Here is a 16564-nt window from a genome sequence, read left to right on the forward strand (position 1 = left end):
TCACCCGGCCGCGACAGCCTCCGTCTCGTCGTCGTCAACGGCTGGCGGAGCCGCCGCGATGTGCGTGATCGGACGCCAGACCAGCAGCAGGGTCAGCGCCGCGCCGACGAAGGCGAACCACCAGGGGCCGGTCGGTCCCCAGACCTGGGCGATGACCCCGCCGAGCGCCTGCCCGATCACGAGTCCGCCGAAGACCCCGACCATGTTGACCGAGGCGATGCGGCCCTGCAGCTCGTGAGGAACGAGGCGCTGGCGGACGGTGGTCGAGATCGTGGCCCAGACGAAGGCGTAGGCACCGAACGCGATCATGATCACGAAGGCGACTGCCCCCGAGGTCGTCAGGGCGAACGCGAGGTGCATGAGCACCTCGGCGGTGAGACACACGCGCATGAGCGCGGCGAACGAGAAGCGTCGTTCCAGCCTTCCGAACAGCAGAGTCGCCGCCAGTCCGCCGATCGCGGAAGCCGTCGTCAGCGCGCCGTACCCGACCGGCCCCATCCGCAGGTAGTCGGTCGCGTAGAGGACGAGCACACCCCAGGGCGCGGCCCAGGTCACGTTGAAGGTGAGGATGATGATCACGAGCGTCCGCACCGGCGGGTTGCGCCACAGCCAGCGGATGCCGCTGAGGATATCGGTGTGCACCGGAGTACGCTCACGCGGTCCGTCCGCCGGTTCGACGCGCTTCGTCGCGGTGATCCGCGAGATGAGGACGAGCGCGAGCGCGACGCACAGCCCCTGGACGGCGAACGGCCAGAACGATCCCACGGCGAACAGGAAGGCACCCAGCGGCGGACCGCCGAGCTGGTTCGCCACGAGGAACCCGGCCTGAAGGCGCGCATTGCCGATGCCGAGGTCGCTTTTGCGCACCATCATCGGCAGCAGAGTGCTGCTCGTCGTGTCGACGAACACCTCGGCGGTGCCGTAGAGGAACGCCACGATCAGCACCATCCAGATGCTGGCGAGACCGGTGACGAGGAAGACGCACAGACCGACCAGCACGAGAGCCCGGATGCCGTTTGCCACCATGATCAGGACCCGTCGGTCGACCCGGTCGGCGATGGCGCCGGCGTGAAGCCCGAACAGCAGCCACGGCAGGAACTGCATGACCGCTCCGGAAGCCACCAGGATCGGCGAATCGGTCATCGAGGCGATCAGGAGCGGCGCGGCTGCGAGGGCGATGCCGTCGCCGATGTTGCTCGTCAGCGACGAAGCGAACAGCCACCGGAAGTCACGGCCCAGACGCCGCGGCGCGACCCACTCTGCGATACCCACCGCACGAGCCTAGGGCGCACCTCCGACACGTAGGCTTGCCCGATGTCCGGAAACTCGCGTGTCAGCCCCGATGCCTTCGTGCGCGTGCGCGGAGCGCGCGAGAACAACCTCCGGAACGTCGACGTCGACGTTCCGCGCAACGCGATCGTCGCGTTCACCGGTGTGTCGGGCTCGGGCAAGTCGTCGCTCGCGTTCGGGACGATCTTCACCGAGGCGCAACGCCGGTATCTCGAGTCCGTGGCCCCCTACGCCCGGCGCTTGATCCAGCAGGGCCACAATCCGCACGTCGAGTCGATCACGGGGCTCCCACCGGCCGTCGCCCTGCAGCAGCGTCGCGGCGCGCCGAGCTCTCGCTCGAGCGTCGGCACCGTGACGACGCTGTCGAACTCGCTGCGGATGCTGTTCTCGCGCGCCGGCACCTTCCCTGACGGGTTCACCGACCGGCTCGACTCCGACGCCTTCTCCCCCAACACCGCCGCCGGCGCATGCCCGGAGTGCCACGGCATCGGCGTCGCGCACACGGTCACCGAAGAGACGCTCGTCCCCGACCCCTCCCTCAGCATCCGCGACGGCGCGATCGCCGCGTGGCCGGGCGCGTGGCAGGCGAAGAACCTCCGCGACATCACGATCGCCCTCGGCTACGACGTCGACCGCCCCTGGCGCGAGCTCGACCCCGCCGACCGGGAATGGCTGCTGTTCACCGACGAACAGCCCGTGATGGAGATCACTCCGCAGCGCGACCGAGTCGCGAAGCCCTACAAAGGCATGTTCTGGAGCGCGAAGAAGTACGTCTTCCACACCCTCGCCGACTCGAACAGCGCGAAGATGCGCGAGCGAGTGCTCCAGTTCGTGCGCACCGGCGTCTGCCCGCTGTGCGGCGGCTCGGGCCTGCGGCGCGAGGCGCTGGCTGTCACCTTCGCCGGCCGCACGATCGCCGAGCTGAACGCCCTGCCGATGAGCGACCTCGCCGACATCCTGCGTCCGACCACGATGCTGACGGATGCCGCGCCCGCGCTGCCGACGTCATCGTCCGGCGAGCGGACGGATGTCGCTGTCGCGATCACCACCGACCTCGTCGCCCGCATCGAGGTGCTGATCGACCTCGGGCTGGGCTACCTCGGTCTCGGCCGGGTGACCACGACCCTCTCCCCCGGCGAGATGCAGCGTCTGCGTCTGGCGACGCAGTTGCGCTCGGGCCTGTTCGGCGTGGTCTACGTGCTCGATGAGCCGTCGGCCGGCCTGCATCCCGCCGACGCCGAGCCGCTGCTCGACGTGTTGGAGCAGCTGACGGACGCGGGGAACTCGGTGTTCGTCGTCGAGCACAACATGGACGTCGTCCGCGGCGCGGACTGGATCGTCGATGTGGGACCTGGAGCGGGCGAAGGCGGCGGCGAGGTGCTCTACAGCGGAGCCGTCGACGGACTCGCCGAGGTCGCTGTGTCGGTGACGCGGCCCTTCCTGTTCCCCGACGCCGACGGCGCTGCCGTGAAGCCGCGCGACCTGCGCACCCCCACCGGTTGGCTGACGCTGAAGGGCGCCTCACTGCATAACCTGGTGGACGTCGACGCGTCGTTCCCGCTCGGGACGTTCGTGGCCGTCACGGGTGTGTCGGGGTCGGGCAAGTCGTCGCTCGTGGGAGGCGTGCTCCGCGACGTGGTGCGCGGCTACCTGCGCGGGGATGACGCAGGCGACCAGCCGGACGACGAGACAACGGATGCCGCGGCGCCGGCCGAGACCGGGCTGGCGGAGGCGACACTCCCCGACGGGCGAGCCGATATCCCGACGGTGCGGACCGTCGACGGCCTCGAGCACATCGACCGGCTCGTGCGCGTCGACCAGAAGCCGATCGGACGTACGCCGCGCTCGAACCTCGCGACCTACACGGGCCTGTTCGATGCGGTGCGCGCCGTGTTCGCCGGTACCGACCTCGCCCGCGAGCGCGGGTACACCGCCGGCCGCTTCTCGTTCAACGTCGCGGGAGGCCGCTGCGAGACGTGCCTCGGCGAGGGCTACGTCTCGGTCGAGCTGCTGTTCCTGCCCGGCAGCTATGGGAAGTGCCCGAAGTGTCACGGCGCGCGGTACAACGCCGAGACGCTCGAGGTCACCTACCGCGGCAAGAACATCGCCGAGGTGCTCGCCCTCACCGTCGACGAGGCCGCCGGGTTCCTCGAGCCGGTGCCCGCGGCATCGCGCAGCCTGCGCACGCTACGCGACGTCGGCCTGGGCTACCTGCGGCTCGGGCAGCCGGCTACCGAGCTGTCGGGCGGCGAGGCGCAGCGCATCAAGCTTGCGACCGAGCTGCAGCGCGCCCGTCGCGGCCACACCCTGTACCTGCTCGACGAGCCCACCACCGGACTGCATCCCGCCGACGTGCGCCTGCTGCTCACGCAGCTGCACGCGCTGGTCGACGCCGGCAACACGGTAGTCGTCGTCGAGCACGACATGGCTGTCGTAGCCTCCGCCGACTGGGTCATCGATCTCGGCCCGGCCGGTGGCAACGCGGGCGGCCGCGTGGTCGCGGCAGGGACGCCGGAGAACGTGGCGCGGGAGGCCGAGAGCCGCACGGCGCCGTACCTCGCGCGGCATCTGGCGAACCGATCGGAGCCGAACGCTACGCCGTGATCGAGGCCGGGTCGGCGAGCAGGGATCGGCTGATCGCCCGTACCGAGGGGAAGGTGTCGAGCTCCATGACGTCCGCGAGCGAGAACCACCCGGCGCCGTGGACCTCGTCGGCCGCGAAGTTCACGGTCTCCTCCCCCGTCACGTCGAGCACGAACGCCATGTCGAGGTGGATGTGCGCCGGCTCGCCGGGGCGCTCGGGGATGAGCTGATAGCTCATGCTCGTGGGGAGGTCGAGCTGCGCCTCTTTCGTGCCGTCGACCTCGAGGTCGATGCCCGGGTGCGGCCGCACCGCCGCATGGATGCCCGTCTCTTCGAGCACCTCACGGACGACGGCGGCTTGCGGCGTCTCGTCCGGGTCGACGTGACCACCCGGGGGCAGCCATCTGGTGAGCTTCCGGTGATGCACGAGCAGCACTCGGTCCCCCGCCGCATTGAGGACGTAGCCACTCACGCTGAACTGCTTCTCGAAGTGCGACGTGTGCTCGATGAGCGTCATACGGGGGTCCTCGGTTTCTCGCGGCCGGGGCCGGGCTAGCGCACGTGCCTCCTCCATGCGCTCGGCCATGGTCCGGTCGAGAGCTACTACCAGTCTCCATCGGGGCTGCTCGGCGCGGGCTCAGGACACTCGAGCCACGTCGCGCGGACGGAACTGTTCTCGAGCAAGTAAGACCGGCACGCTCGGCGTGCCGTCTGCGGCCGCCAACCAGCTGAAAAACTACGATCCTCCAGGTGGAACTCGACCTCCACGTCAACGGTGGAATCCGTGCTGCTCAGCACTCTCCATGTGAACGATGGCACTTCTGCTAGTTCCTGGGGCGTGAGCTCGAGGACTCGTGCGAGCGCTCCCCGCTCATTGGCATCATCGGCGACCCCCTGCTGCACGCGCTGGAGCAGATCATTGTCAGCGAATGCCGCAGCGTAGGAGTCCTCTGGCTCTGCTTCCGAGTCCGACCACCAGCCCGCTGCAGAGCCCACTCCCCCGGCAGTCAGAAGGGCGCCCAGACAGATAACCAACACGATCCTGCGGCGACGGAATGCCCGGGGCACCTCATTCATTCCTCGATCCTGCTCCCAACTTGACCGCAGCGCTATGACCGGGATGTCGGTGCGTCTCGGAGTGGCACGTGTCCTTGATTGCCTTTCCATCCTGGAGACACCCCCCTGTGACCATGACCGACTGCCACCCCGGCGGTCGCGTCATCCTGCGAAGTGGTGCCAGCACGCGACGAGCGAAACGGCGGCGCCAATGCGAAGCCGAAGAGCTTGGGCCACACGGGGTAGGGCGTGAACAGCTGCAAGATCCTGCCCGCTCGGCGCGCGCAGGAAACGCGCGAGGAACACGCGTCCTCGCGAGCGTCACGACCGCTGAGGAAGCCCGCCTCGCCGACGCCTCGGGCGTGGATGGGCTCGTTGTCCAGGGACCGCGCGCCGGGGGGCACAGTGCGACGTTCGGCGCCACCCGCACACCCGACACCGTCCTCACCCGCGCCTTTACGGGACGCCCCACTCGCGCTCTGCGCAACGGGTTCATCGACCGCCACCAGAGAACCGACCTCAACGCCTACCCGGCCGTGCACCACACCTCACCCGTCCACTCCGACAGGCGGCGTCGCAGGCCGGCGACGCGGACCGGTTGCAGCTGTGGGCGGGCACCGGGTGGCGCAACGCCACCTCCGGTCCGGCATCGGAGATCATCCACCACCTCGCCGACGGGGTCTGAGCGCACCGAATCGCCTCGTCCCGGATGCCGCGGGGAGTGCGAATCCGGTCGACGGAGCGCCGGAGCGGCACACCCGCGTCCGCGAAGGCCGCGCGGAAGGGCGGGACGCCCGCCTCTGCGGTCAGGTCAGGGTGTCCCGTGCCACAGCCGCGCGGTCTCGATGTGCGTTCGCAGCAGGCGCTCGCGCGCTTCGTCCAGTGCGTCACGAGCATCCTCGAAAGCGCGACGCGCATCCTCGAGTCGGTGGTCGACCGCGGTCGGCGCTCCGGTCAAATGACGATCAACGGGGCGCCTGCAGATCGAATGACTCGATGTCGATGATCTGCTTCGTTATCGCATAGATCAGAACCTGCACTCGGTCGCGCACCCCCCACTTGGTCATGACCCGACCCAGATGCGCCTTGACGGTCGGCTCTGCGAGATGCAGCTGCCTCGCGATCTCCGCATTCGATCGCCCGTGAGCGAGTGCTTTGACGATCGACAACTCGCGCGGGGTGAGGGGTGGCGGTGCAGGCGCACCACCGACGATGCCCGGGTCGTCGCGCACGGAGCTGATCAAGTCGCGAGTGACGCGTGGGGAGATGACGGACCGGCCGGCATGGATCTCGCGGATCGCTTCCAGGATGTCGTCCGGGTCGGTGTCCTTCACGAGGTAGCCGGAAGCTCCAGCGCGCAGCGCCGGTACGACGTGCCGCTCCGTCGAGAACGTCGTGACGGCGAGCACCCGCACATCCGGGGAGGCCGTCGTGATCTGACGCGTGGCTTCGATTCCCGAAAGCTTGGGCATCTGCAGATCCATGAGCACGACGTCGGGTCGAAGCTCCCCCGTCGCCGCGACCGCACTCTCGCCGTCCACCGCTTCGCCGACGACGCTCATGTCACCGCTGGTGTCGACGAAAACACGGAGAGCATGACGGACGAGCGCTTCGTCATCGGCAATCAACACTCGCGTGGCTCCCACGCTGCGATTATAAGGAGCGCGTCGACAATCGGGTTAGTACATAGGTATGTGAATTCCGATACCTCCGGACGCAGTGCACCGGCATGCTCTTCCGAAATCCTCCTCCGAGAACCCTCGTTAGGAGTATCGATGTTCACGGAACTCTTCTTGTTCACAGCGGGAATGCGACCGGCGGGTCCGATCATGAGCGAGTTGTGCCGCTTGCTGGGGATCTGCAAGTGACCCGATCACCCATGCGGGCATGATGGGAGGGTGACGGAGCGTCAGAGGAGACTACGACACCGGCACGCGCCGGGCCGAGTGGGCGCGGATGAGCGCGGGTTCTCCGCGCTGCCGCGCCGGGGGCGCATCATCCTGCTCCTCGTCCTGGCCGTGATGCTCGTCGTCGACATCGCTTTAGCCGTCACCGAGCCAGGTGTCGCGTGGCGCGGTCTGATGTTTGGGTTGCCTGCGATGCTGGCCACGGCTCTGTTCATCTGGTGGCCCCCGGCAGCAGCGACCAGCCTCCTCCTCATCGCGCTCGTGCAGATCACCGCGGGGCAGGACGGCAGCGATGTCCTCTACCTCGCGGGCGTTGCCGGCCTCGTGGTCTACACGAGCCCGCTCTGGTTCGTGTCGATCTACGTCGTCGCGACGCTGATCCTCACGATCCTGGCGAGCACCGTCCTCGGAATCTTCGCGAACACGGCGCTGCCCGCGCTGGCGCTCGTGGTCGCGATCTCCGCCTCCATCGGCTGGGCGCTGCGCGCGGCGCACGGGCGTGAGTTGCGCCTGGCGGGTGACGTCGCCGCACTGGCCCAGGCACGCACGGCGGCGATCGAAGCCGAGCGGGAACGCATCGCAGACGAGTTGCACGACATCATCGCGCACGACATCACGCTCGTCTCGATGCACGCGAGGGTTCTTGAGCGCGTCGATGACGAAGCACTGCGCGACCAGTCCGTTCGCGCCATCCGCGCCGGCGCAGACCAGGCGCTGGCTGACATTCGCAGGATGCTCCGGATCGTGCGCGACGACGGAGCTTCCCCACTTCAGACGCCCGATGACCACGTCCCGACGCCGAACATCGCCGCCGCTTTCGAGGAGGCCCGCGACGCGCTCCTGCAGCTTGGGGCGGCCATCACGGTGCGATACAGCGACGTCTCGGTGTCGTCCACGATCGAACAGGCCCTGGTGCACCTGATCCGTGAGGGCACCACCAACATCGCGAAGCATGCGCCCGCGAACGCCTCCGTGACGATCACGCTCGAGGTGCTCGACGACGACGTGTGTCTAGAGCTGACCAACAGCATCGACCCTGCTCCGACCACAAGCGGCGTCCCATCGTCCGGTTATGGGCTCGACCGTCTGCGCGAGCGTGTCTCGGTCTCCGGCGGGCACTTCACGTCGGGACCCGCAGACGGACGGTGGGTCCTCACCGCACGGTTACCCGCGCGCTGACCGTCGGCGACGTGCCGCCCGAGCGCGCACCGGGGAGCGCGGAGCGCAACGTCATGAAGGTCAGCGCACGTCGCAGCACTGCGACGACGAGCGCAGTGCCGCGTGTCGTCACCCACAATCGGGGCGACGTGATCCTGTGCGCAGCCGAGAACACTTGATAAGGCGACCGGCTCGAGCGAGCATCACCCCCGGCGAAGTCAGTACGTTCGTCGCTACTCGCGGGTCCGGGCAAGCGCGAACATGACGATGTCGGGGCGCCCGCTCCGCGTGAAAGTGAGGAGATGAAGACATGAGCACTGTCACGGGTCTGGCCGAGGACCAGACGAGAATCAACGTCCGTCAGCTCGCGGGCGCGACGGTGGCCCTGACAATCGCCACCTTCGCGCTCGTCTTGAGCGGCACCTTCGGGCCGGAGGTGGTGAAGTCGATCATCACGGCGGCAGGAGTTGCCGAGGCCGGGGTCGCCGTCGCGATCGTAGATGCGGTCCTAGCGGGTTCCGCGGTCGCGACCGTGGTGGCCGCGTTCATCGGCCTCGGCGTCGGCGGCGCCGTCGTGGGCGGCATCCGCTGGGCGATCGCGACGTTCGGGCGCAAGCAGGCCATCGAGTAAGACCTGAGCGTGTCCGCCAGGAGCTTGCCCTCGGCTCGACGAGAGATGACGGGCGCACGGCGCTGGGCAGCGGGGGTGACGATCCCTCTGTGGATCGTGACCCTCGCGCTCGGCGCCACTGCCGGGCTGCCGTTCGAAACTGCCCGTCAGGACCCCGCATACATGCCCTGGGAGCAGGTGCCGCTGATCTTCGGCAGCAACATCATGGTCGGCCTCATCCTCTACGCGGGAGTCGCAACGCTCGGCACCATCACGATCGCGATGACGGTACTCGCGGGGATCTACATCGGCTCGGTGGTAGGACTCGCCGCTTCGGACTGGGGCGTCGGCGGAGCCGCCGACGCGCTGCTTCCGTTTCTCGCCTTCGAAGTTGCGGGTTTCGCTGTGTTCGGTTTTGCGGGACTTCTCCCGACTGCGGAGCTAGCTCGTCGCTTGTATCTGCGGAAGCCGTCTGCATCAGCCACGTGGCGGCAGCACGCGAACTCGTTGAGTGCGTCACTGTCCGCCACCCTCCCATACGCACTCCTCGGAACCGTGCTACTGATCGTCGGCGCGATTCTCGAGGTCGCTGGCGGCTTGCCGCGCTGACGACCGAGTCCGCCCGGTACGGAGAAAAATGATCAATGCACCATCCGAGTCCATCCTCGACCACGTATCGAGGACCCCGCGACGGCGCCGCGCGCTGCCGTGGGTGCTCGTCAACGTCCTCCTCGCCATAGTTGGCGCCTTCGCCCTCATCAGACACATCGACGCTCAGCTCGCCTTGCCTGCGACCGAGGTGCCCCAGGGTTTCGAGGGCCTAGCGCGGGTTACCGCGCTCTCGATGCTGATACTGGCCGCCATCGCGACGTACGTCGTGCTACGGCTGGGAGCGGCGATCGTCGGCGGCGGCCTCGCCGGCTTGATCAGGTCCGAGGCGCGGTGGGATGCCCGCGATGCAGCGGTCGCTGCGGTCGATTACGCTTCCGCAGGCTCAACGCTGCTCGCCATCATCGCTGCGGTAGCGGCTGTCCCCAAAGCCGCCGCAATCACGGCCATCGCGGTGTTCGGCGTGTCCATCATCTTCGCGGTCGGTTACCGCACGCTTCACGGGCGGCACGTCGCGGTGCGAGTGCAGGTCGTGACGATCGCTTTAGCCGCGGCAGCGACCGGCGCCGTGCTCGCCGCTCAGATCGGAAGGGTTCTCGCATGAGCGCGTGGAAACGTATTCGACCATGGATCGCCCCGGTTGCTGTTGGTGTTCTCTTCGTGGCGTCGGTCGTCGGGTTCTTGCTCCGCGACTCCAACGAGCTCGGCGCACCGGAACGCACCTTCGCCGTGCTTTCTGTTTCGCGTTCGGTGTTGGCCGTCGCGGGCGCGGTCGTAGCAGTGCTGCTGGTGATATTCGTTGCGAAGCCCACATTCGTGCCAGTCGTCGGGGTGCTTCTCTTCGCGATCGCCATGCTTCTCTGCGTCGTTATCGGGGCGTTCCTGCGCGGGGAAGCCTGGGGTTGGCTTCCCTACTCGGCCGCCGCCCTGTGCGGGCTCGCGGCCCTCGCGCACCTTGAGGGAGCGTTTGATCGGAAGCAGCTCGGCCGGGAGCGGCACACGTGACAGTTGGTTCTCGATCCATAGTCGCAGCGTCTGCGGACGGAGGCGCGCTCGCGGCTCCGAGGCAAACATCGCTTGTCGGCCGGGCACGGTCGGCGCTGGGCGCGATCGTTGTCGTCGCGCGGTTCGAATTCGCTATGTGGGCGCGAGCAAACGGCGTCACCAACAATGTTCGCGCGGCCAGCACGATCCTTCTCGTGATGGTCGTCAGTTCAGGCGCGATGCTCGTGCTGCTTCTCGTGGCGATCGCTGCCGTCGTCCGCATTCTTTCGGTCGCTATCACTCCCTTCCTGCCGGTGGTCGCCCTTGTCGCCGAGGTACTGATGGCGCTCACCGCCCTCTCTGCTGTGAGCGGCTCAGCTCGCGTGCAGGCACACTTGACGCCCTTCTCCCGGCTCCTGTTCGACGGGCTGCGGGTCGCCCCGCGCGCGAGTCTGTTCGTGCGGGGTCAGCTTCGACCGCTGCTGCGTGTAGCTGCAATCGCCGTGATCGCGCTGACGGTGACGATCAGCGGCCCCGCCGATGTGGCCACGGTCGGTGGCGTTCTGCTCGTCGGCGTCGCAGCCGTGCTTCTCATCGCGGTCGGGGTGTCACGAGCGCCGACGAAGATGCACTCCTTTCCCGTCGCCGTCGCACTTGCCGTCGGCTGCGGGGCAGCGGCGGGCTTTCTCCTCTCGACCCTCAACCCCGTCGCACTATTCGCCCTGGACGTCGAGGAGTTGTTCCGATTCGTGACCGATCAGTTGCGCAGCGCGTCGTCCTTCTCTCCCGCAGCGATCGCTGCGGTCCTGGTAACCGACGCACTGGCGCTTCGATTCGGCCGCGCGACCGGCGTCGAGTCTGCGCTCCGCAGAGTCCACGGCTGGCCCTCGGCTTTCGTAGCGCTCGTGACGCGCTCGGTCGGGCGTGGCTCCATCATCCTCCGTCGCACTCTCCGCCCGCTGTGTCTGTTGAGCTCAGCTGTGCTGGCAGCGGGCCTCGCCGGCACTGGCGCTCTGGCGGGCGTAGCACCGGGAACGACGGCGATCGCACTGCTTCCTTTGGTGGTCGCCAATATTGTCTCGGCGACCGCATCGACGTTCCTCACGCCGCTGCATGTCTTGCCCCTCTTCGCGTTGGCTGCCCGATCAGCGCCACGGTCTATTCCGGTCGCGGTCGCGGTCTACGGGGTGACTCTGACCGTCGTGGTCGCCGCTCCAACCCTGGTCCTGGGTGCCGGGGTCTCGCTGTTGCGCTTCGATCCGACTCCGCTGCTGGTTGCTGTTGTGACCTCGTTCGGGGCTGTAGCAGGCCTCATTCTGGGCCCATTCGCCGATTCCGGGGTCCAACGATTGCCGGACGGCACCATCGAACTCAGTATCCATGGCCACCTCGTTTCAGGTGCGCCTCCGCTTCTGGGCGCGCTCGCCGTGACATTCTCGCCGCTCGCCGTTGCCCCCGCGGTATTGCTGGCGTCGGTCGGGGCCGCGGCTGTCGCCCTCGTGTTCCTCCGTCGAAAGGTGCACGTCCTGTGAATGAAATGAGCGCAGTCGTCGCGTTCGAGAACGCCACGCTCGCATATCGCGGTGAGCCACCCGTACTCACCGACGTCACACTCGCTATCGGACCAGGTTTGACTCTGATCACGGGGGCGAACGGCAGCGGAAAGTCGACGCTGCTCGAGACCGCAGCCTCGAATCTGCCCCTGCGCTCGGGAACATGCTCGATACGCGGCGTCTCGGTAGGCGACACCGCAGCGCGACGCATGAGGGCATACGCTCCGCATGAGATCGGCCTCATTCCGGCGCTGACCCTGCGCGAGCACCTCATTCTTTGCGGGCGAAGTTCGGACGACGAAATCGACGCTGCGCTCCAACGATGGGGTTTGATCGACTACGGTGACTTGCCAAGCTCGGAGTTGTCGACCGGGAACCGGCGCAAGAGCTGGCTCCTCATGTGCACCGACGACGTCGAATCCTCCTGTGTGCTGTTGGATGAGCCCTTCAACGCGCTCGATGAGGACGCCGTGGAGGCGTTGATCGACACCATTTCGACATGGCTCACGCAAGGCCGAGCGGTGATCGTCGTCGCCCATGCGTTGCCAGCTCGCCTGCGCCAGCTGGCAACCCGACTCGTCGCGATCGAGAAGGGCGAGGTTCATGTCGCGGACGCTTGACTCCGGCGCTGCGCCGCGCCTCATCGTGTCCGGCGTCTCGAAAACACTCGGTGGGCGTCGGGTGCTCAACGACGTTTCCTTGCGCGTCACGCCCGGGACCGTGACGTCTCTCGTAGGCCCGAATGGGGCCGGCAAGTCCACGCTTCTCCGAGTAGTGCTCGGATTGGAACGCGCGGACGCAGGCGCGGTCAGCATCGACGGGGTGTCGTACACGCACCTGCAATCGCCGATGCGTTCGGTGGGCGCGTCGCTTGATGCTGGTTGGTTGCACCCCCGCCGGCGAGCATGCGATGAGCTACTCGTCGCCGCCCGGTCGCATCGGATCGACAAGGCCCGAGTGACAGAGGTGCTGATGGAGGTCGGGCTGACGGAAGCTGCGCGCCGCCGGGTCGGAACCTTATCGTTCGGCATGCGGCAGCGGCTATCGCTCGCGCGCGCCCTTCTCGGGCAGCCGAGCCTTCTGATACTGGACGAGCCACTCAATGGCTTGGACGTTGACGGCATCCGGTGGATGCGGTCGTTGGTACGAGGCGTAGCCGACAAAGGCGGAGCAGTGCTCATGTCGTCCCACGTGCTCAGCGAGGTCGCAGCGGTGAGCGACAACGTCGAAGTGATGTCGGCAGGACAGATTCTGACGACCCGCCCTCCGGCGAGGACGTCCGGAAGCTCGACGTCTGAGGCTGCCGGATGGACCGTCACCGCTCTCACGGATGCCGCCGCGGATCTCGCCGCCCTGCTGCGCCGCCAAGGCCACGTCGTCAGCGTCGACGGACGTCGCGTCGTCGTGCATGACGCGCGCGTCGCCGCCGTTGCCCGCGTGGCCTTCGTCGAGCGTCTTTTCGTTGAGTCGATCGGGGAGACACGCGGGGACCTCGAGGCCGAGTACACGCTCGCGATGGCGCGTGCGAACCAGGAGAACCTCGCGCCGTCTGCATTTCACCAAGGCTGAGACATGAACACCGAACCCGTGACCCAGACAGGGCTCCGCGCTCAGCGGCGTTTTCTTCGACCAGGCTGGCGCGACGTTGTCGCATTCGAAATCACCCGCTACTGCACCGTCCCCGCACCCTGGCTGATGATGGCGTCGGTGGTCCTGGTAGGAGCAGGATCGGCGGCACTTGCCGTGCTGCTGGCTCAAGCATTGGCCGACACGACACACGGCGGCCTGCAAGCGGACGCTACGAGTCTCCTTCGGGCGGCTCCGACCTCAGGCGCATCCACGATGTTCCTGGTAGCCGGCGTGTTGGGCGTTTATGCCTCCTCGGGCGACCGAACCACCGGGGGTAGTCGCTTGAGCAACCTCGCAGTGCCGTCAGCACGACGCCTTCTCGCGGCGCGCCTCTGTGCCGTCGGAGCTGTTTCCTCCGGCGTGGCGCTGGCGACTTTTCTCGTCTGCGTCATCGTGGTCGGAGGCTTGGCAGCGCTACTCGAGCAACGCCCGCCGAGCTTCTCGGTGGAGATCGCGCGAGGAGCGCACCTGGCGCTAGGAGCGGTTGCTGTTGCTTGGATTGGCACCGCCATCGGCGTCTTGCTTCCGTCCGGCCCTCTCGCCTACGGGTTGTTCTTGGCTATCGGCTGGCTCGTCCCGACAGCGCTGCGTGCGGTCAGGGCACCTGCCACGATCATCGATCTCCTGCCCGTAGACCAGGCCGCCGCGCTGGCCGGCGCGGCCGGTCCAAACGCCCCGATCACCTACATCATCCCGTTTACGTGGGCCGCTCTGCTGTGCGGTCTCGCCTGGCTGATGGCGCCGGTCACGACGCGTCGTTAGCCCAGAGCTTCCGCAGGCACCAGCCCCTTCGTGGCAACGCGAAGAATAGGGCGACGCGGCAGGTTGAAGCTGCCCCCCCCCCCCCCGGCTCAAGCCTGGGCTCACGCCCGGCGGCCTCCGCTCCGCGACCTGATCCTCAAGGCTGATGAGGGAGCCCTGCATCCGGATGCCGACCTCGCCGCAGCAGGGCTCATTGCGAGCCCCCGACACGACAGCGGCAATGAGCTCGCGGCTCGGATAACGCTCCGTGGGCCTGCCGCGAATGCAGCAGAGGCGCCGAAGTCCTGAGCAACCTGCGACCTGAATGAGAAGCCACTGCCAGAGACCGCGAAGCCCCGACAAGCATCTCGCTCGCCGGGGCTTCGAACCGTCGGGATGACAGGATTTGAACCTGCGACCCCTTGACCCCCAGTCAAGTGCGCTACCAAGCTGCGCCACATCCCGGTCCGCTGCCCGCACGCGGACAACTCCCCTATCCTAACGGGTCCGCGGCCCACTCGCGAACCGGTGCACCCGGGCGCGTTGCCCGTGTCGGTGGCGAGCGCTACGGTCGGCCCATGACCGAGACGAGGATCGTGCCGGTGACGCCCGGCAGCTTCAGCGACGCACAGCACGCCATCAGCGGCGGTGGTGACGGACGGGAGTGTCAGTGCCAGTGGTGGACGATGACGAACGCCGAGTTCCAGCGCACCGACATCGAGGGACGGGCGGCGGCGTTCCGCAGCGAAGTGGATGCCGCACCCTCCCCCGGCCTCGTGGCCTACGTCGACGGTGACGCCGCCGGCTGGGTTCGCGTCGGGCCGCGGACCCGCCAGGTGCGACTGAGCAAGACCCGCGCCTATGCCGGTGCGACCGACGAGCCCTGGGACGACGCGGACGTCTGGGCCGTCAGCTGCTTCGCCGTGCGCAAGGAGCATCGCCGCTCGGGCCTCAACGCGGCGCTCCTCGATGCCGCGATCGCCTTCGCCCGCGAGAACGGCGCGCGCGTGGTCGAGGCGTACCCGGTCGACCCGGACGCGGGTCGCAAGGTCACCTCGAACGAGCTGTACCACGGCGCCCTCTCCACGTTCCTCAGCGCGGGCTTCCGCGAAGTCGCCCGCCCGAAGCCGCACGTCGCCGTCGTCTCCCTTGACCTGGCCGGCGCGAACGAGACCAGCACCGGCGAGCACCCGTGACGCTTCGACGAGAATGGAACGCATGACCGCCTCCGTCGCCCCCGTCCGTGTGGACTCGTGGCTGTGGGCGGTGCGGATCTACAAGACGCGCTCGGCCGCGACCACGGCGTGCCGCGCCGGTCACGTCCGGGTCAACGGTGAAAAGGTCAAGGCGTCGCAGTCGGTGAAGCCCGGCGATGAGCTGCGGGTGCGGATCGCGGGCTTCGACCGCATCCTCGTCGTCCGGCAGACGCTGACCAAGCGCGTCGGTGCGCCCGTCGCCGCGACTGCCCTGGAAGACCGCACTCCCCCGCGCGAACCGGTGGCGATGCTCGCCGTCCGCGACCGTGGCGCCGGCCGACCGACGAAACGCGAACGTCGCGAGATCGATCGACTGCGCGGAGTCGACTGACCACCCAACCCCAGCGCGCGACAACGGCAGTCGAAAGCAGGAATCCCGCGATACTCACCGTACAGCGCGTCGACGCGCCACCTGCACGACGACGCACAGCACGAGCGTGACCAGCCCCCAGATGGCGCACGCGGGCGGCAGCACGCGGTACGCGAGGTGCTGGGCGGTCCATTCCGCCGTCAGCGGGCCGTACGCGGCGAGGCCGATCAGCCACGCCGCGACGAGCGCGACCGGCAGCGACAGCCACCAGACCACCCGCACGGCACCGGGCAGCACCCGCCGCACCGGAGCCGACGACCGTTTCCGCAGCCAGAACGCCCCCGCCACCGCGAGCCCCAGCAGGCCGAGCGCGCTCGATGCGTACTGGAACCACCGGTAGCCGTGGAACGGTCCCCAGCGCTCGGCCAGCGCGGGGAAGAGCTCGACGCCCCAGCGCCCCTCGTGGGTGAAGGCATCCCAGGCGATATGACTCAACACGCCGAGAGCGAGCGACACCACGACCAGCAGAACCGTGACCGCAACCGACCAGCCGCGCCGCGTTCCCGGCACGACCGTTCGCAGCGCGTCGCCGCCCGCGGAATCCCACGCCTGCGGCAGCCGTCTCGACAGCCAGTCCGGCCCGAGCTCGCGCACCGCCGGGCGCAGCAGCAGCCACCACGCGAGCAGCAGCACACCCGCGATCCCGACCGTCAGCCACGGGTACGCGTGCGTCTGCGCATAGCTGATGCCGATCCCGCGCGCGAACAACGGCAGATCCGGAGCCATCGCCCCGACAGCCACCGCCGCCGGCACGAGCGGTGTGTGAACGACCGCCAGCGCGACGACGGCGTGGCTCGGGGTGAACGGCATCCGGTCGA

Annotated in this window: 17 protein-coding genes and 1 tRNA gene; 13 read left to right on the forward strand and 5 right to left on the reverse strand. The window is 68.2% G+C overall.

Features of this window, described 5'->3' with window-relative positions:
- A complete protein-coding gene (locus ABIC53_RS07595) occupies positions 1-1272 on the reverse strand; it encodes an MFS transporter (protein WP_354450937.1) in 1272 nt (423 codons plus the stop codon).
- A gap of 42 nt (positions 1273-1314) precedes the next feature.
- Between ABIC53_RS07595 and ABIC53_RS07600 the strand changes: the two genes are divergently transcribed.
- The gene (locus ABIC53_RS07600; protein WP_354450939.1) at positions 1315-3894 is read left to right on the forward strand and encodes an excinuclease ABC subunit UvrA; all 2580 of its coding nucleotides are present in this window, start codon (positions 1315-1317) and stop codon (positions 3892-3894) included.
- On the opposite strand, the gene ABIC53_RS07605 is transcribed toward ABIC53_RS07600, so the two are convergent.
- Entirely contained in the window at positions 3884-4390 is a 507-nt protein-coding gene (locus ABIC53_RS07605; protein ID WP_354450941.1) for an NUDIX hydrolase, read from the reverse strand. The genes ABIC53_RS07600 and ABIC53_RS07605 overlap by 11 nt on opposite strands.
- A gap of 673 nt (positions 4391-5063) precedes the next feature.
- Here ABIC53_RS07605 and ABIC53_RS07610 point away from each other — a divergent pair.
- Complete coding sequence (locus ABIC53_RS07610; RefSeq protein ID WP_354452187.1) at positions 5064-5891, forward strand: nitronate monooxygenase; 828 nt, start codon at positions 5064-5066, stop codon at positions 5889-5891.
- A gap of 3 nt (positions 5892-5894) precedes the next feature.
- On the opposite strand, the gene ABIC53_RS07615 is transcribed toward ABIC53_RS07610, so the two are convergent.
- On the reverse strand, positions 5895-6575 hold the full coding sequence (locus tag ABIC53_RS07615) for a response regulator (RefSeq protein ID WP_354450943.1): 681 nt from the start codon (positions 6573-6575) through the stop codon (positions 5895-5897).
- A 300-nt stretch (positions 6576-6875) separates the two neighbouring features.
- Here ABIC53_RS07615 and ABIC53_RS07620 point away from each other — a divergent pair, with 300 nt between their 5' ends.
- The 9 genes from ABIC53_RS07620 to ABIC53_RS07660 all read left to right on the forward strand — a co-directional run bounded on the left by ABIC53_RS07620 (position 6876) and on the right by ABIC53_RS07660 (position 14141).
- Positions 6876-8015 carry a sensor histidine kinase gene (locus tag ABIC53_RS07620; protein WP_354450945.1) on the forward strand — a complete coding sequence of 380 codons (1140 nt, stop codon included), beginning with the start codon at positions 6876-6878 and terminating at the stop codon, positions 8013-8015.
- A 289-nt stretch (positions 8016-8304) separates the two neighbouring features.
- Positions 8305-8625, forward strand: coding sequence for a hypothetical protein (locus ABIC53_RS07625; RefSeq protein WP_274177591.1), 321 nt, complete (start codon positions 8305-8307; stop codon positions 8623-8625).
- A 96-nt stretch (positions 8626-8721) separates the two neighbouring features.
- Positions 8722-9213, forward strand: a complete 492-nt coding sequence (locus ABIC53_RS07630) for a stage II sporulation protein M (protein WP_354450947.1) — start codon at positions 8722-8724, stop codon at positions 9211-9213.
- Between the two features lie 28 nt (positions 9214-9241).
- A complete protein-coding gene (locus tag ABIC53_RS07635) occupies positions 9242-9817 on the forward strand; it encodes a hypothetical protein (protein ID WP_354450949.1) in 576 nt (191 codons plus the stop codon).
- Positions 9814-10218, forward strand: a complete 405-nt coding sequence (locus ABIC53_RS07640) for a hypothetical protein (protein ID WP_354450951.1) — start codon at positions 9814-9816, stop codon at positions 10216-10218. The genes ABIC53_RS07635 and ABIC53_RS07640 overlap by 4 nt, the downstream gene beginning before the upstream one ends.
- A gap of 197 nt (positions 10219-10415) precedes the next feature.
- On the forward strand, positions 10416-11729 hold the full coding sequence (locus ABIC53_RS07645) for a hypothetical protein (RefSeq protein ID WP_354450953.1): 1314 nt from the start codon (positions 10416-10418) through the stop codon (positions 11727-11729).
- A 5-nt stretch (positions 11730-11734) separates the two neighbouring features.
- Positions 11735-12370 (forward strand): ABC transporter ATP-binding protein, encoded by a 636-nt coding sequence (locus tag ABIC53_RS07650; protein ID WP_274177586.1) that lies wholly within the window; start codon positions 11735-11737, stop codon positions 12368-12370.
- Positions 12354-13319 carry an ATP-binding cassette domain-containing protein gene (locus ABIC53_RS07655; RefSeq protein ID WP_354450955.1) on the forward strand — a complete coding sequence of 322 codons (966 nt, stop codon included), beginning with the start codon at positions 12354-12356 and terminating at the stop codon, positions 13317-13319. The genes ABIC53_RS07650 and ABIC53_RS07655 overlap by 17 nt, the downstream gene beginning before the upstream one ends.
- 3 nt (positions 13320-13322) lie before the next feature.
- Positions 13323-14141, forward strand: a complete 819-nt coding sequence (locus tag ABIC53_RS07660; RefSeq protein ID WP_274177584.1) for a hypothetical protein — start codon at positions 13323-13325, stop codon at positions 14139-14141.
- Between the two features lie 370 nt (positions 14142-14511).
- On the opposite strand, the gene ABIC53_RS07665 is transcribed toward ABIC53_RS07660, so the two are convergent.
- Positions 14512-14585: transfer RNA gene (locus ABIC53_RS07665), tRNA-Pro, on the reverse strand.
- A gap of 113 nt (positions 14586-14698) precedes the next feature.
- Here ABIC53_RS07665 and ABIC53_RS07670 point away from each other — a divergent pair.
- Complete coding sequence (locus ABIC53_RS07670; protein ID WP_354450957.1) at positions 14699-15316, forward strand: GNAT family N-acetyltransferase; 618 nt, start codon at positions 14699-14701, stop codon at positions 15314-15316.
- A 22-nt stretch (positions 15317-15338) separates the two neighbouring features.
- A complete protein-coding gene (locus tag ABIC53_RS07675) occupies positions 15339-15707 on the forward strand; it encodes an RNA-binding S4 domain-containing protein (RefSeq protein WP_354450959.1) in 369 nt (122 codons plus the stop codon).
- 54 nt (positions 15708-15761) lie between these two features.
- Here ABIC53_RS07675 and ABIC53_RS07680 read toward each other — a convergent pair whose 3' ends face one another.
- Positions 15762-16556, reverse strand: a complete 795-nt coding sequence (locus ABIC53_RS07680; protein ID WP_354450961.1) for a DUF4184 family protein — start codon at positions 16554-16556, stop codon at positions 15762-15764.
- Positions 16557-16564 lie beyond the last annotated feature (8 nt).

It is taken from the genome of Microbacterium sp. 1262, from assembly GCF_040544895.1.
In the GTDB taxonomy this organism is placed as follows: domain Bacteria; phylum Actinomycetota; class Actinomycetes; order Actinomycetales; family Microbacteriaceae; genus Microbacterium; species Microbacterium plantarum.